At 70.8% G+C, this 14,977-nt stretch carries 12 protein-coding genes; 7 read left to right on the top strand and 5 right to left on the bottom strand.

The window, feature by feature from the left end; all coding sequences use genetic code 11:
• Positions 1-269 precede the first annotated feature (269 nt).
• The 3 genes from QSK10_RS26080 (at position 270) to QSK10_RS26070 (ending at position 4,854) form a co-directional block, all read left to right on the top strand.
• Entirely contained in the window at positions 270-2,048 is a 1,779-nt protein-coding gene (locus QSK10_RS26080; protein ID WP_285665675.1) for a PA14 domain-containing protein, read from the top strand.
• A 765-nt stretch (positions 2,049-2,813) separates the two neighbouring features.
• A complete protein-coding gene (locus QSK10_RS26075) occupies positions 2,814-3,851 on the top strand; it encodes a mechanosensitive ion channel family protein (RefSeq protein ID WP_285665674.1) in 1,038 nt (345 codons plus the stop codon).
• 31 nt (positions 3,852-3,882) lie between these two features.
• Positions 3,883-4,854 carry a T3SS (YopN, CesT) and YbjN peptide-binding chaperone 1 gene (locus tag QSK10_RS26070; RefSeq protein ID WP_285665673.1) on the top strand — a complete coding sequence of 324 codons (972 nt, stop codon included), beginning with the start codon at positions 3,883-3,885 and terminating at the stop codon, positions 4,852-4,854.
• Between the two features lie 64 nt (positions 4,855-4,918).
• On the opposite strand, the gene QSK10_RS26065 is transcribed toward QSK10_RS26070, so the two are convergent.
• A complete protein-coding gene (locus QSK10_RS26065) occupies positions 4,919-5,965 on the bottom strand; it encodes a S1 family peptidase (RefSeq protein WP_285665672.1) in 1,047 nt (348 codons plus the stop codon).
• Positions 5,966-6,007: 42 nt separating this feature from the next.
• Between QSK10_RS26065 and fdhD the strand changes: the two genes are divergently transcribed.
• Positions 6,008-6,826 (top strand): formate dehydrogenase accessory sulfurtransferase FdhD, encoded by an 819-nt coding sequence (fdhD, locus tag QSK10_RS26060; RefSeq protein WP_285665670.1) that lies wholly within the window; start codon positions 6,008-6,010, stop codon positions 6,824-6,826.
• Here fdhD and QSK10_RS26055 read toward each other — a convergent pair.
• On the bottom strand, positions 6,793-7,821 hold the full coding sequence (locus QSK10_RS26055; RefSeq protein WP_285665667.1) for a DUF4192 domain-containing protein: 1,029 nt from the start codon (positions 7,819-7,821) through the stop codon (positions 6,793-6,795). The genes fdhD and QSK10_RS26055 overlap by 34 nt on opposite strands.
• 258 nt (positions 7,822-8,079) lie before the next feature.
• On the opposite strand from QSK10_RS26055, the gene QSK10_RS26050 reads away from it, so the two are divergent.
• The 3 genes from QSK10_RS26050 (at position 8,080) to QSK10_RS26040 (ending at position 12,631) form a co-directional block, all read left to right on the top strand.
• Positions 8,080-8,271, top strand: a complete 192-nt coding sequence (locus QSK10_RS26050; RefSeq protein WP_285665666.1) for a hypothetical protein — start codon at positions 8,080-8,082, stop codon at positions 8,269-8,271.
• Positions 8,272-8,336: 65 nt separating this feature from the next.
• Complete coding sequence (locus QSK10_RS26045) at positions 8,337-10,733, top strand: FdhF/YdeP family oxidoreductase (RefSeq protein ID WP_285665664.1); 2,397 nt, start codon at positions 8,337-8,339, stop codon at positions 10,731-10,733.
• Positions 10,734-11,377: 644 nt separating this feature from the next.
• Positions 11,378-12,631 (top strand): MFS transporter, encoded by a 1,254-nt coding sequence (locus tag QSK10_RS26040; protein WP_285665662.1) that lies wholly within the window; start codon positions 11,378-11,380, stop codon positions 12,629-12,631.
• Between the two features lie 349 nt (positions 12,632-12,980).
• On the opposite strand, the gene mobA is transcribed toward QSK10_RS26040, so the two are convergent.
• The 3 genes from mobA to QSK10_RS26025 form a co-directional block, all read right to left on the bottom strand.
• Positions 12,981-13,664, bottom strand: a complete 684-nt coding sequence (gene mobA / locus QSK10_RS26035; protein WP_285665661.1) for a molybdenum cofactor guanylyltransferase — start codon at positions 13,662-13,664, stop codon at positions 12,981-12,983.
• 211 nt (positions 13,665-13,875) lie between these two features.
• Positions 13,876-14,061: a DUF397 domain-containing protein gene (locus tag QSK10_RS26030; RefSeq protein ID WP_285665660.1), complete on the bottom strand. Its 186-nt coding sequence runs from the start codon at positions 14,059-14,061 to the stop codon at positions 13,876-13,878.
• An 11-nt stretch (positions 14,062-14,072) separates the two neighbouring features.
• Complete coding sequence (locus QSK10_RS26025; protein WP_285665659.1) at positions 14,073-14,930, bottom strand: helix-turn-helix domain-containing protein; 858 nt, start codon at positions 14,928-14,930, stop codon at positions 14,073-14,075.
• Positions 14,931-14,977 lie beyond the last annotated feature (47 nt).

Here is a 14,977-nt window from a genome sequence, read left to right as displayed (position 1 = left end):
CGCGAGTGTGTCCGCCCGAGCCCCATCCCCCCCACGCCGACGGCGGCCCACTCTCCGCGTCCCGGCATCCCGCCCAACGCCGCCCGCATCACTCCACCCGCCACCGGCCCGCGCCGTCCCACCGCGCCAACCGCCGGTCCGGCCGCCCGCCACACACACGCCCGGCGTCGCCGTACCGCCATCGCGCCTTCACCCACCGGCCCCGGGCCGACCATTGTGGAGTGATCATTTTCCTGCCAGACTCGCAGTCCCCTCGAAGTAGGAGAACGATGCGCAAAACCGTCATGTCGGCGGCCGTCTGCACGGCCGCCGCTCTCGTGCTGGTGCCCGGATCCCCCGCCGCCGCCGCGGCCGACGCGTCCGTCACCGTCGACTTCACCCACGTCGTGACCACAGTGGACAGCGCCGACTACGGCCTCGACATCACCGGCTACGGCAACCAGAGCTACATCACCAACAACGACGTCCATCGTGGCCACGTGCGCCGCCAGGGCTTCGGCGTCATGCGCATGGAGCTGGTCTTCGACGCGTCCGGCAAGCTTGTCTGCGGCGGCGACTGGTGCGACACCAACGTCTCCGGCGACGCCTGGGTCGCCTCGATCCGCGACCTGGGCGCCACCCCGATGCTGATCCTCCCCGCCGACGGCCGCCGCGCCGCGTCCGCCGACGTCGCCGACGCGGTCGCCATCTACCGCCATTTCAAGGCCACCGGCACCCCCGTCCGGCAGTTCATCGTGGGCAACGAGCTCGACAATGGACAGAACCCGAAGCACATGACCGGCGCCGAGTACAGCTCCCGCTTCAACCTGATCGCCGACGCCCTCCGCGCCGAGGATCCCACCGTCCGCCTCGGCGGCCCCGCCACCGCGTACTACGACACCGCCTACATCGACGCGTTCCTCACCGGATCCGGCTCCCGCGCCGACTTCGTCGACTACCACGACTACGGCGCCGGCGAGGACCGCCCGACCGACGCCGACCTGCTCGGTCCCGTCATCGACTCCTACGCCACCGACATCGCCGACCTCCGCGCCCGCATCGCCCGCCTCGCCCCCGGCCGCGCCCTGGACGTCCAGATCGGCGAGTGGAACATGGACTGGAAGGACCCGAACGGCACGCAGATGATGTCGCACCTCGCGACCGTCTGGGGAGCCTCCGCCCTGGGCACCATGCTGAAGTCGGGCGCGTCCACATTGGTCTACGGCGACAAGAACGGCAGCTTCGCCAAGAACACCGGCCTCGGCATCACCTCCACCGAGGGCGAGGGCAACGTCCCCACCAACGCGCCGACCCCCGTCTACCACGGCATCGGCATGTTCACCGGCGAAGGCCTCTTCCGCGGCTTCGGCAAGTCCATCGTGGACACCGGCACGTCCACCCCCGGCATCCGCGCCTTCGCCTCCACCGGCCGCAAGAACATCGTCCTGGTCAACACCACCACGACCGCCCAGACGACCGGACTCGCCCTCACCGGCTACGGCACCGGCACCGCCGCCGTCTGGCAGTCCACCGGAGACACCCAGGCCACCTGGACCCCCCACAACACCGGCACCCTCGCCATCACCATCGGAGCGGCCACCGTCAACCTGCCCGCCCGCTCGGTGACCACCCTCGTCCTGGACGACCAGGGACTCAAAGGCGAGTACTTCACCAACAAGGCCCTCACCGGCACCCCCACCCTCACCCGCGTCGACCCCGGCGTGAACTTCGACTGGGGAACCGCCGCCCCCGGCCCCGGAATCGGCGCCGACACCTTCAGCACCCGCTGGACCGGCACCGTGACAACCCCGACGGCCGCCGCCTACACCTTCATCACCACCACCGATGATGGTGTCCGCCTCTGGATCGACGGCACCAAGGTCATCGACGCCTGGACCGACCACTCCAAACGCGATGACACCGCAACGGTGGACCTCACCGCGGGCCCGCACACCATCCGCATGGAGTACTACGAAGGCGGCTGGGACGCCATCGCCCAACTGCACTGGTCGGCCCCGAACCTGGCGAGGCAACCGATCCCGGCGAGCGCGTTGACCCCGGCGCCGTAGCCCTCGGGCTGCTGGCCTGCCCCGGCCCGGCACCCCACCACCGGCCGACCGGCGTGAAGCCGGTCGGCCGCATTCACTCAAGCCGACCGCCCAAAGAAGATCAGCGGCAGCCTGGAGGAGTCGGCTTCGCTCGTGGTGAACGAAATCGGCCCAGGGACAGGACGGCGCCACAGGTCAGCAAGCCTCGTCCCCGGGCACGCGGGGGTGCTCCCGGGTCGCCGGGGAAGAGCCGGTCGTCGCGTTCCTCGTCCCCGCGCACGCGGGGGTGTTCCGCGGCGTCACTCTGTGGCCCGCGCCATCGCCCACACCTCCCGCACACGCGGGGTGTTCCTGTCTGCCGCAGGCGCCCGTCGGCCCATCACCTCCCGTCCCCGCCCACGCGGGGGGTGTTGTTCCCCACCGCGCACACGGCCTGGCCGTGTGCGCGGTGCTCGTCCCCACCTACGTGGGAACCCTTCCTCCACCGGCCGCAGCCTGCGGGCCATCGTCGGCGCATCCCGTGTACGCGCTGGCGTTCCGATGCGCCCGAGATCATCCGCTGGCCATCCCGGCTCGTCCTCGCGCCAGCGGGTTCCCGCACCATTCGCTCCACCGTGGTCCTGAGAACTCACCCCCATCTCGCGCCGTCCGCAGCGCCACCGCGCCACTCCGCCCGGCCCGTCAATCGACGCTCTTCTCCTTTCCCCTATGCCCGCCCGCCGCCTCCACCTCCAAACCCATCGACATGAGGTCCCACTCATCGACGCAAATCACTAAGGTGACCCCATGTCGCAGATCGCCGAATTCGCGGTCGGGATCGGGCTCGTCCTTGTGGCGTGCGCGATCGCGGTCGCGCTGGTAACCCTCACCAGGTGGACGACGAAGCGCTACACCAAGCCCGAATCCATCCTGGTCCGCCTGGTCGATGACGTTCACGTGCCGCTGTCGGTGACGCTCTCCCTGATCGGCGCGCAGCTGCTACTGCCGCTGTGGTGGCCGTGGGATTGGCGCGCCGTACTCGACCACATCGTGGTTCTGGCCACGTTCGCGGCGGTGGCGTGGCTGGCGATCGCGTTGCTGCACGTGGTCGAGGAGCTCATCATCCGGCGCGTCGACAAGCCGGGTGAGAGCGCGATGGAGCGGCGGCGGCGCACGCAGGTGCTGCTGTTCCGCCGGGTGTCGGTGGCGCTGATCATCGCGATCGCGCTCGGGGCCGGACTCCTCACGTTCCCGACCGTGCGGACCATCGGGATGAGCGTGCTGGCCTCCGCCGGCATCGTCGGCATCGTGCTCGGCCTGGCCGCGCAGTCGTGGCTCAAGGGGATCTTCGCCGGCCTCCAGCTGGCCTTCGGGGACGCGCTGCGGATCGGTGACGTCGTCGTGGTCGAGGGCGAATGGGGCCACGTGGAGGAGATCACTCTCACGTATGTGGTCGTGCGCATCTGGGACAAGCGCCGCCTGGTGCTCCCCACCACCTACTTCACCGAGAACCCGTACCACACGTGGACGCGCAGTTCGGTGGACATTCTCGGGACCGTCGAGCTCGACGTGGACTTCACGCTTCCGCTGGAGCCGGTGCGCGAGGAGCTGCAGCGCCTTGCGCGCGAATGCGAGTACTGGGACGGCGATACGTGCACCCTTCAGGTGACCGATGCGGTGGGCGGCGTGATGAGGTTGCGCGCGGTGGTGTCGGCGGCCGATGGTTCGGTGGTGTGGGACCTTCGGTGCCACATCCGCGAGGGCCTGCTGACCTGGATTCGGGCGAATCATCCTGATTCCCTTCCGAAGACGCGGGCGGAACTGATGGGGGAACGGCCCTTGTAGGGTGGGCCGCAGTGTGATGGGAGGAGCGGGCGTGGCTGATTTGGGTACGGACCTCGCGGCGAAGGTAGATGCCGCCTGGTCCACGTTCACGGTGGCCTTGGCCACGGCGATCGAAGGGCTGCCCGAGGACAGCGACCTCGAACTCGTGCTGGACCCGACGGCGACCGGGACGGGCTCGGCGGTCTACGACGTGACCGTCTCGCGGCTCAAGAACGACGAGCTGCACGCCGACGCCACCAGCAACGCCACCCTGCCCGACGGCGTCACCCTGGACCGGACGACGATCGCGCACCTCATCGCGCTCGGCTGGCAGCCCCCGGGCGCCGTGGAGGGCGCCGGTGAGCGCTTCGGGATGCGCGTCCCGATCTCGGAGGCGGCCTCGCTGGCCGAGATCATCACCCGAACCTTCCGGGAGATGTACAACGCGCCCCACCCGGCGTTCCTGACCTACGACTTCACCGGTGAGACCGAGGCCCCGAGCCTGGCCACGGCCCGGCTGGCGCCATCGATCCCCACGGCCCCCGAACCCCGGGCCATCACCGCCGAGGCCAGCGGTCTCGGCAGTGTGGTCCGCGAGGTCGTCGCCGCGATGCTGCGCACCGAGCCCGAGCGGCTCTCCGTCGACGACAACGGCGAGATCAGCGTCCGCGCCGGTTCGGCCATGGTCTTCATCAAGGTCACCGAACGCCCGGCCGTCGTGGACGTCTACTCCCCCCTCCTGACCGAAGTCGACCCGAACGAGCGCGTCTACCGCGAACTGTCGGAACTGACCCAGCGCCTCCCCATCGGTCGCCTGTACTACCTGTCCGGCACCATCTGGGTGTCGGTGCCCGTCTACGGCCGCGACTTCCAGCCGACCCACCTGATGCTGGCCGTGGAGTCGATGACCCGCCTCGCCGACGACCTCGACGACCGCCTCCAGGGCAAGTTCGGCGGACGCCGGTTCTTCGAGCCGACCACCGACGGCCCCGAAGAGGAACCCCGCACGGGGATGTACCTCTAACCGCCCTACCGGCCCGCCCTACGGCGGGCGGGCCCGCATTCCCCGGCCTGCCCGGAGCGGATGCTCAGGTCACCCGTTCGGCCGCCGCGCGGATCTCCGCGGCGAAGGTGCTGACCTGCGTGTAGACGCCCGGGTGGCCCGGTTCGGCGCAGCCCTCGCCCCAGCTCACGATCCCCGCCTGGACGACACGGCCACCCGGAAGCGTCTTCAGGAGTGGGCCGCCCGAATCGCCCTGGCAGGCGTCGACGCCGCCGTCGGGGACGCCCGCGCAGAGCTCCTCCTCCGGGATCAGCCGCTCATAGGCGTCCCCTGCTTTCGCGCAGGTCTCGTCCGGCACGAAACCGACGGCCGCCCGGCGCAGCACCGTCGACTGTGGACCACCCGGTCGCTGCGCGCCCCAGCCGATCACGGTGAAGTCACCCCGCTCGGCCTCGGGTTCGTCGTTCAGGGGAAGCAACGGGACGCCGGTGGCGTCCCGTTCCAGCACGATCAGGGCCCAGTCGCGGCCCTCGCCGTCGTAGCCCGGCGCCCGGACGACCTCGGCCGAGCGGAACTCGCGGGCCTCGGCGGAATCCAGGTCGCTCACACCGACAGTGGCCACGATCGAGGTGTCCTCGCCGGAGCCGTCCACGCAGTGCGCGGCGGTCAGGACGACGTCCGGCGCGATCAGGCTGCCGCCGCAGCCCATCGAGAGCCGCACGGCCCACGGGAACTCGCCCGGCTCGGTGGGCGTGCCGCCGACGATGCGAGTGTCGGCGGTCTCGGCGGGCCCGGCGTGGACCATCCCGCCGACGCCCCGGTGTGACGGCGCGAAGCCGGCCCGCCGGACGGGACGGGGACTGGTGCGGTCCGCCCGCGGTTCGGCGGCCGACGCCCGGGTGACCAGCCCGCAGTCGCTCAGAAGGCCGCCGAGGCCACCGGAGGCCCCGTCGCAGAAGCGGTAGTAGGCCGGGGCATCGTCCCGGCCCGGCGGCGCACCGGCGGCGTATGCGCCGGGACTGAGGAGGCCGACGGCCAGGGCGGCCAGGCCACCGGCGAGGCCGAGCGCGATCCGGCGGGGCGTGAGCAGCGAGCCGCGGGAACGGTTCGAGCCGGGTGTAACACGGTTCATGGCATTCTCCAATCGGGTGGTGTCGGCCGTAGGCTCGATCCCATGGGACGAGTCACCGACCGGCGACGGGTGGAGCGGATCAACGAGGGCGGGCGGTCCTTCCGGCCCGACACGCTGATCGTCGAGGAGCCGCTGGAGATCCAGATCAACGGCGAGCCGCTGACGGTGACCATGCGCACCCCCGGCGACGACGTGGACCTGGCCCTGGGCTGGCTGTACGCGGAGGGGATCATCTCCTCCTACGAGGACGTGATCACCGCCAAGCACTGCACGGACAGCGACCTGAACGTGCTGGACGTCCGGCTCGCCCCGCACGTCCCGGTCCCCGACCGGGCCGGGCGCGGCTTCACCGTGAGCTCGGCCTGCGGCGCCTGCGGTACCTCCAGCCTGGAGGCCCTGCGCGAGGTCACCGCCAAGGCCGTGCGGTGGCGCATCGGCGACGACGACGTCGAAGTGGGCGTGGACCTGCTGGCGGCGCTGCCCGACCGGCTTCGGGCTTCGCAGCGGGCCTTCGCCCGGACCGGTGGCGTCCACGCCGCCGGGCTCTTCGACGCCTCGGGCACCGAGGTGGCCGTCCGCGAGGACGTGGGCCGCCACAACGCCGTCGACAAGATCGTCGGCGGGCGACTGCGGGACGGCGGTGTCCCCCTGACCGGGCACGTGCTCATGGCGAGCGGCCGGGTCGGCTACGAGATCGTGCAGAAGGCGGCCATGGCGGGGATCCCCGTGCTCGCGGCGGTGTCCGCGCCCAGCACCCTCGCGGTGGACCTGGCGGCCGATCTGGGCATGACGCTCGTGGGCTTCGTGCGGGGCTCGTCGATGAACGTCTACTCGGGCTCGGCACGGGTCTCCTCCTCGTAGTAGGACGCGATCCACTCGCGGGTGACGGGCGGCAGCGACACCGGTGAGTCGCCGCGGTCCAGGACCTGGGCGAGCATGAGCGCCAGCCGGTGCTCCGGCGCGAGGGTGAGCGCCCGCTCGACCGCGATGCGGGCCAGGGCGCCGTTGCCCAGCCGCCAGGCGGCGAAGGCCAGCAACAGGGCCGGTACGACGGCGAAGTCGGGATCGGCGCGGCGGGTGACCAGGCTCCACAGGCGCAGCTGCGTGTGGGGGCCGTGCTCGTCGACGAGCGCCCATGCCTCGTCGCGGACCCGGTCGTGGGTGAGCAGGACCGACAGGGCGGCGATGTCCTCGTCGCCGGGGAGAGCGTCGTCGTCGCGGGCGGCGGTGACCGTGCGGTGCAGGAGGGCGAGTCCCTCGTCGCGCCAGCGGTCCCAGTCGCCCGGGTCGCCGTGGATGAGGGCGGTGAAGCGGCCGAGGGCGCGGCCCGTGGCGTCCCGGACGGCGTCGGTGTGGTCGGAGGCGATGGTCGCCGCCAGCTCCTCGCGGGTGGGGTAGGTCTGGAGGCCGGCGAAGGTCATGGCGGCGGCGACGCGAGCGGTCGACAGGTCGAATGGCGTGCCGTCGCACGGGCAGCAGCCCACGTCCCCGCACAGGTAGGACCAGTAGCGCCCGCCGGTGACGCGCAGGGCCTCGCGGACGGGCACGTCGGCCGCCGCGAGGGCGCCGCGCAGGCGGTCCATGTCGGCGGTGACGCGTTCGGGCGGGCCGTATCCGATGAGCAGGGCGGAATCGACGCCGTGACGCAGGAGGGTGGCGACGATCGGCGCGGGATCGCCCTCGCATTCGGGCGTGGACAGGTCGTAGCGCCCGCTGACCGTGACCGCGCCGGAGGTGAGGCCGAGGAAGGCCATCGAATCGGCCGGGTGGTAGCCGAGCAGGTACGGGGCGGCCGCGAGGAGGTCCTCGGAGCTGCCGAGACGGATGGACTCGGCGGGAGTCGATGTGATCGCCATGCGACGACTTTGCGGCATAGGTCCGACAAGAGCAAACATGAGGTCTTTTATCCTGTGGATAACCTACCCATTGTGGATGAAAATACCCCCGTGGGTATGCCTTCCAGGCGTGCGAGGTCGGCGTTGTCCACAGGCGCCCCGGAAGGCATTCAGTGATCCACCGGCCGTGTTCTCCACATCGTGGTCACGGCCTTGCGCCGGAAGCCCGCTGACCAGCACTCTTGACGACGGCTGGGCCGCCATACCGAGGGGGAACTCATGCGTCCTGTCCGCCGCATCGCCGACGCCCTGCTCGCCCGCTTCGTCCCGAAGGCCGCGGCGAGCGCCGGGGGAACCGATCGGCGCTGCCAGATCTTGACCTGCTTCGAGCCGGGCCGGAACAACTGCCGTTGGTGGTGCTGCGACACCTCCGGCACGTGGCAGTGCGGCGACTGCGTCTGCCGCGATTGAGACTCCGTGCCGGGAACCCAACTCCCACGGGCGGGTTCCCGGCACGGGCACTAACGTGGGCACCGATGGCAGAGAACGAGCGACTCCGAGTCACCGGCCCCAAGAACGTGGCCGCCGGGCTCCCCGGCGTGACCGCGGGACTCGCGGCGTCCGTCGGGGAGATGGGCGTCGTGCGCGGTACGCGCGCGCTGCTGCGGGTCAACAAGAAGGACGGCTTCGACTGCCCCGGCTGCGCCTGGCCGGATCCCGAGCACCGCTCGATCGCCGAGTTCTGCGAGAACGGCGCGAAGGCCGTCGCGGAGGAGGCCACCAAGCGCAAGGCGGGGCCGGAGTTCTTCGCCGAGCACTCCCTCACCGACCTCGACGGCCGTGACGAGTACTGGCTCGGCAAGCGCGGCCGCCTGACGCATCCCCTGCTGCGCCGCCCCGGGTCTGATCGCTACGAGCCGGTGAGCTGGGACGACGCCATCGGGCTCATCGCCGGCGAACTCGCCGCCCTCGACCATCCCGACGAGGCGCTCTTCTACACCTCGGGACGCACCAGCAATGAGGCCGCGTTCCTCTATCAACTGCTGGCGCGCGCGTACGGCACCAACAACCTGCCGGACTGCTCGAACATGTGCCACGAGTCCTCCGGCGTCGCGCTGGGCCGGTCCATCGGCATCGGCAAGGGCTCGGTGTCCCTTGAGGACGTTCACCACGCCGATCTGCTGGTCATCGTCGGGCAGAACCCCGGCACGAACCACCCCCGCATGCTCACCGCGCTGGAGAAGGCGAAGAAGAACGGCGCGGCGATCGTGGCGGTGAACCCGCTGCCGGAGGCCGGGCTCCTGCGGTTCAAGAACCCCCAGACCGTGCGGGGGATGCTCGGCAAGGGCACGCAGCTGGCCGACGCGCATCTGCCGATCCGGCTCGGCGGCGATCTGGCGCTGTTCCAGTGGATCGGGCGGCGCCTGGTCGAGTGGGGCGCGGCCGACGAGTCCTTCGTGGACGCCCACACCGAGGGCCGTGCCGCGTACGAGGCGCACGTCCGCGCGGTGGACGCCGACAAGGTGCGGGCCGCGACGGGGCTGGAACTCGACGACATCGACGCGCTCGCGCGCCGTTTCGCCTCCTCCGAGCGCGTGATCGTGTGCTGGGCGATGGGCGTCACGCAGCACCGGGACGCGGTGGCCACGATCCAGGAGATCACCAACGTCCAGCTCTACCGGGGGATGATCGGCAAGCCCGGCGCGGGACTGTGCCCGGTGCGCGGGCACAGCAACGTGCAGGGCGACCGGACCATGGGCATCTACGAGCACCCCCCGGCGTGGTCGGGGCGGCTCGGCGAGGAGTTCGGGTTCGCGGTGCCCACCGAGCCCGGCGCGCACACCGTCGACGCCATCCGGGCCATGCGCGACGGGCGCGCGAAGGTGTTCATCGGGCTCGGCGGCAACTTCGCCGCCGCGACGCCCGACACCACCGTCACCGAGGCCGCGCTGCGCAACTGCCGGCTGACCGTGCAGATCTCCACCAAGCCGAACCGTTCGCACGTGGTGTGCGGGACGACGGCGCTGATCCTGCCCACGCTCGGGCGCACCGACCTCGACGAGCAGGCCGCCGGGCCGCAGTTCGTGACGGTCGAGGACTCGATGAGCGCCGTCCACGCCTCTCGCGGACGGCTCAAGCCGCCCTCGGGGGACCTGCTGAGCGAGGTGGCGATCATCTGCCGGCTCGGCGAGCGCCTGCTCGGCGAGGGCATCCCGTGGCGGGAGTTCGCCGCCGACTACCGGACGATCCGCGCGCGCATCGCGCGCGTGATCCCCGGCTTCGAGGACTACGAGGCCAAGGTCGCCACCCCCGACGGTTTCGTGCTGCCGCACCCGCCGCGCGACTCGCGGACCTTCACCACGCCGTCCGGGCGGGCGGGGTTCACGGTGAGCGAGCTGTCGGTGCTGGAGGTGCCCGCGGGGCGGCTGCTCCTGCAGACCCTGCGCAGCCACGACCAGTACAACACCACGATCTACGGCCTCGACGACCGCTACCGCGGCGTCCACAATGGGCGCCGGGTCGTCCTGGTCAACCCGTCCGACCTGGCCGAACTCGGTCTACTTGACGGCGACATTGTGGACATTTATAGTGAATGGGACGGATCCTCCGGCTCGGGATCCGAAACCGCCGAACGAGCAGGGACGGCCGCCGACGGCGGCGCCCTCGAAGGCGAACCCATCGCGGGCGCTCCGGCCTCCGATGGAGTGATCGGCACGGACCCGAACGGCCATGGCGGAAGCGGCTCCGCCGGGCCCGGTACCGAGATCAGGCACGTCCACGATTTCCGGATCATCTCCTACCCCACCGCGCGCGGATGCGCGGCCACCTACTTCCCCGAGGCGAATCCACTGGTACCGCTGGATTCGACCGCCAAGGGCTCGCACACACCGGTGTCGAAGGCCATCGTCGTCCGGCTGGTGAAGCGGCCCTGAGGGCGTTCCCGAGGGTGGAGCGGGGCGGGGCGGACGGCTCGCGCGGAGGCGAGTCGGCCGGGTGACGGCGATCGGGCTGTAGGAAGCCGGTGGCCACTTGGGCACCTGGGCACCTGGGCACCTGGGCACCTGGGCACCTGGGCACCCGATGGTTTGTGCCCGCGACGACCCGGACCTGACTACCTGGCCCTGGTTACCTGGCCCCTGACAGCCTGACGCTCAGTCGACCTGGCCGGCGGCAGGCGGCCGGTGGATGGGCTCGCGAGTGAGTGGCAGATGTGCGGGCTCAAGGGTGAGCGAGTGGGCTTGCCGCAGGCAGGTGGCTCGTAGGCAAGTGGCTCGCGGGACATCGGCGAGCTCGCGGGCGGCTCGGCGGCCGGGCCGGTGGGCGAGGAGGCTCACGGGCGAGCTTGCGGGCCTGCGGGCTCGTGGGCAGTCGGGCTGGCGCATGGTCGGGCAAGGTGGGCGGAATCCGCTGCTCCCCTGGCTTCGCCTGCACTTCCTGCGGGTTTCCCTTGAATTCCAGCCGAAACCGCACCGAAGGGGCACCTGGTTCCCCAGGTGTCGCGGAGGTTAAGCGACGTTGATCACTGCAACCCGCTAAGCAGGAGCTTCGGTGTACGGGGCGGGTCTAGCGTGCCATCATGTCGCCCTCCTTGATCATCCGCGCCTGCCGTCTCCTGCCCGATCCGGGGCCCGCCAGGACCCTCACCTACGCCTCGCTGATCGCGTCTGTCGGCCGGGGCATGTTCGTCACCATCAGCGTCATTTACCTGAGGGAGGTGGTGGGGCTTCCCCCGGAGCAGATCGGGCTGGGCATGACCCTGGCCGCGCTCTTCGGGCTGTTCGCGGGGGTGCCGATCGGGGCGATCGCCGACCGGCGGGGGCCGCGCGGGATCGCGGTGACGCTCGGGCTCCTCGCGGCGGCCGTGGACATCGGGTACCTGTTCGTGCAGAACATCTACGGCCTGGTGATCGTGGCCGGGCTGGTGTCGGTGCTCTCCAGCGGCTCCAACGCCGCGAGGGGCGCGCTGATCGCCGGGTCGGTGCCCAAGGAGCAGCAGGTGCGCACCCGCGCCTACCTGCGGTCGGTGACCAACGTCGGCTGGACCATCGGACTGCCGATCGCCGGTATCGCCCTGTGGGCGGAACGGCGTGAGGTCTACATCGCGATGATCCTGGCGACCGTCGTCCTCTACATCGTCTCGCCGCTGGTGCTGCTGAGGATCGCGCCGATGGAGCCGAGCGCGGCCGCGAAGAAGGAGTCCAAGCTCGCCGCCCTCAAGGACCGCCCGTACCTCACCCTCACGATCCTGAACGCGTTGCTGACCGTGCACTACCAGGTCTTCAACCTGATCATCCCGCTGTGGGTGGCCGGGGCGACCAACGCGCCCAAGTGGATCGTGGCGGTACTCGGGGTCATCAACACCGTCAGCATCGTGCTCTTCCAGGTGCGGGTCAGCCGGAGCAGCGCCAGCGTCACCGGCGCCTCCCGCGCCCAGCGGAACGCCGGACTGCTGCTGGCCGTGACCTGCGGGCTCTACGCGCTGGCCGCGCAGGGCACGACGTGGATGGCGATCCTGATCCTGTGCGTCGGCGGCGCCATGCACGTGCTCGGTGAGCTGCTCCAGGCCGCCGGCGGCTGGGGCCTGTCCTTCGACCTGGCCCCGGCGCACGCCCAGGGGCAGTACCAGGGCCTGTACAACACCGGGTTCGCGATCGCCGAGATCATCGCGCCCGCCGCGCTCACCGCGCTCATCATGGGCTGGCACTGGCGCGGCTGGATGATCCTGGCCGGAGTGTTCCTGGTGGCCGGGCTCCTCGTCCCCGTCGCCGCACGGTGGGCGGAGCGCACCCGCACGCCGCAATCGGAGGACACCCTGGCGAAGGCCGCCTGAACCGCCTGCCGCCCTGGCTAACCCGGCTCACCTGCGAGGCCCCGCCACCCGACCATCCACCCGCCCGATGGGGGACGGGGTCGGGCCCGGCGGGGTCGGGTGAGCCGGGGTGGGATGAATGAGTGCAGCGTGATGGGGTGCGCGGTGTGCTGCGGCGGGTGGAGTGAGTGGGGTGGGAGCCGGACTGGCTCATGCCGGGACTTGTCGTGCCCGGCTCCGGGCAGGGCCGAGCTGAGCCGGACTCAGCGGGGGATCCGGCCCGGGCTCGGTGCGGGTCACGGCGGGCTCCCGGTCGGACCCGGGCGGGGCTCTGGGCGGGCTCAGCCGGGTTCCGGGCCTGAAGATCGCTTCAGGGACGGGCCTTCCACGCGTCTCTTGTGGACAGGATGCGCTCGGCTTCGGCGAGGGCTTCCGGGGTGTCGCAGTCGAAGTAGGGCGGCGGTCCGGGGGCGGTCCAGGTGAGTTCTTCGCGGGCGAGGGGTGCCAGGAGCGCGCGCAGGGGGGTTCCGGGGGCGGCTCCGGTGGCGGCCACGGCCTTGCGCAACGCGTCGACGCGCCAGGCTCCGCAGAGCCACTGGGGGCGGGTTCCGTCGGTGTAGACGGCTCCATCCACGGGCCGGTGGGGGTCCGCTGTGGACAGTGCGGTGACGAGTGCCATGACGGCTTCGGCCGTGAGGAAGGGGAGGTCGGCGGCCAGGAGGAGGACGATCCCGCCGGGGATCTGCGCGAGTCCGGTGGCGAGGGCGTGGGCGGGGCCGCCTCCGGGCGTGGATTCGGTGACCGAGATGAGGGTGGGGCGCGAATCCGTGATCGGGCTGGGTGGGCCGACCACCACGATAGGGGTAACAGCGGCACCGGTGAGCGCGTCGAGGACGCGTTCGAGGAGGGTGCGACCTCCTGAGCCGTCGGGGTCATCCGGACCGCCCGAGCCGCCCGAGTCTCCCAGGCGCAGCACCGTCTTATCGGTCCCCATGCGACGGGAAGCGCCGCCGGTGAGGACGATCGCGGCGGCTCGCCGATCGGTCGCGGGCACCGGCTTCACCTCGTGGTTCGTTGCTGTGGTTCATGGCTGTGGTCCAGGGCGTGGTTCATGGTCGTCGTTCACCGTCGCGGCCCCGAACAGGCATGGACCGGCATGGCCGGCACGGCCCCCACGGGCCCGCCCTCGAAGTAACGCACGAGCCCCCGGCCGGGGTGCGGCCGGGGGCTCTGGCGTCGGGATCGTGTCTCCCGATTGCCGACGCTTAGTGCTTCAGCGAGGCGACGAAGGACGTCCACTCGCTGGCGCTGACGACGAGACGGCCGCCATCGCGGTCCTTCGTGTCGCGCACACCGATACCCACGCCGAGGTCAGCGACCTCCACACAGTTACCGGTCTGTCCACTACGCGTCGAGCGTCGCCACGTCGCGTAGTCTCTATATATCTCCACCTTGTTTCCTCTCAGCCCAGCTCGCTTTCCGCGGCGAGCTGGGCTATTCGTTGCTCCGTCTCCGATGCGCTCAAGGCATCCGACCTCAAGGCGTCAAAGACGGCTCTGCACACCTTAAGCTCGCCCGGTTCGTCCAAATACAGGTCCCCGCCGACCGTTTCGAGAAACGCGACGGGTGGATCCTCGTCGCTCTCGTACTCCAGGAGCGTCACGGAACCGGTGACTCCGGCGTGCGCTCCGGCGGAGGTGGGGATCAGCTGGACACCGATGTTCGGCATCTGAGCGAGCTCCAGCAGGTGTTCGAGTTGCCCGCACATGACGTCCCGCCCACCGACGGGGCGCCGTAGGGCTCCCTCGTCAAAGATGGCCGCGAGCGCCGGTGGGTTGTCGCTCAGGAGCCGCGCCTTGCGTTCGGCGCGGGCCTGGACGCGCTTCTCGATCTGCGTGTGAGTCAGTGATTCGACTCCGGCGCGCTGGAGAACGGCCCGCGCGTAGTCCTCGGTTTGGAGGAGCGCGGGGATGAGTACCGGCTCCCAGGTGGAGATCCGGGAGGCTTCCGATTCGAGGGCGATGTGGTCGAGGTGGCGTTCGTCGACGACGCCCACATAGGACCGCCACCAGCCGGGTTTACTGGCCTCTTTGGCCAGTTCGACGAGGACCGCCGATTCGGTCGCGTCGACGCTGTAGTGGGCCAGGAGGGCCTGGACGAACAAGGGTTTCGTGGCCGCCTGACCGCGTTCCATCCGCGAGATGGTGGTCTTGTGGACGCTGATGACCGCGGCGGCGTCCTCCATGCTGACGCGGGCGGCACGGCGGTGTTCCCGCAGCGCGATGCCCAGTCGGCGTCTGCGGACGGTGTTGGTGGCCATGGCGTGATCCTCCCACAGCACGGAGACTGACACGTAGTGCGAAATCT

Origin of the sequence: Actinorhabdospora filicis, assembly GCF_030269765.1 — a bacterium.
GTDB classification, from domain to species: Bacteria; Actinomycetota; Actinomycetes; order Mycobacteriales; family Micromonosporaceae; genus Actinorhabdospora; species Actinorhabdospora filicis.
This window is presented reverse-complemented; position numbering and strand designations above follow the sequence as displayed.

What these genes read in the sequence shown, in the direction of transcription:
- QSK10_RS26080 (WP_285665675.1), top strand. Translation starts at nt 270, where the DNA reads ATGCGCAAAACCGTCATGTCGGCGGCCGTCTGCACGGCCGCCGCTCTC.
- QSK10_RS26075 (WP_285665674.1), top strand. Translation starts at nt 2,814, where the DNA reads ATGTCGCAGATCGCCGAATTCGCGGTCGGGATCGGGCTCGTCCTTGTG.
- QSK10_RS26065 (WP_285665672.1), bottom strand. Translation starts at nt 5,965, where the DNA reads ATGAACCGTGTTACACCCGGCTCGAACCGTTCCCGCGGCTCGCTGCTC.
- fdhD (WP_285665670.1), top strand. Translation starts at nt 6,008, where the DNA reads ATGGGACGAGTCACCGACCGGCGACGGGTGGAGCGGATCAACGAGGGC.
- QSK10_RS26055 (WP_285665667.1), bottom strand. Translation starts at nt 7,821, where the DNA reads ATGGCGATCACATCGACTCCCGCCGAGTCCATCCGTCTCGGCAGCTCC.
- QSK10_RS26050 (WP_285665666.1), top strand. Translation starts at nt 8,080, where the DNA reads ATGCGTCCTGTCCGCCGCATCGCCGACGCCCTGCTCGCCCGCTTCGTC.
- QSK10_RS26045 (WP_285665664.1), top strand. Translation starts at nt 8,337, where the DNA reads ATGGCAGAGAACGAGCGACTCCGAGTCACCGGCCCCAAGAACGTGGCC.
- QSK10_RS26040 (WP_285665662.1), top strand. Translation starts at nt 11,378, where the DNA reads ATGTCGCCCTCCTTGATCATCCGCGCCTGCCGTCTCCTGCCCGATCCG.
- QSK10_RS26025 (WP_285665659.1), bottom strand. Translation starts at nt 14,930, where the DNA reads ATGGCCACCAACACCGTCCGCAGACGCCGACTGGGCATCGCGCTGCGG.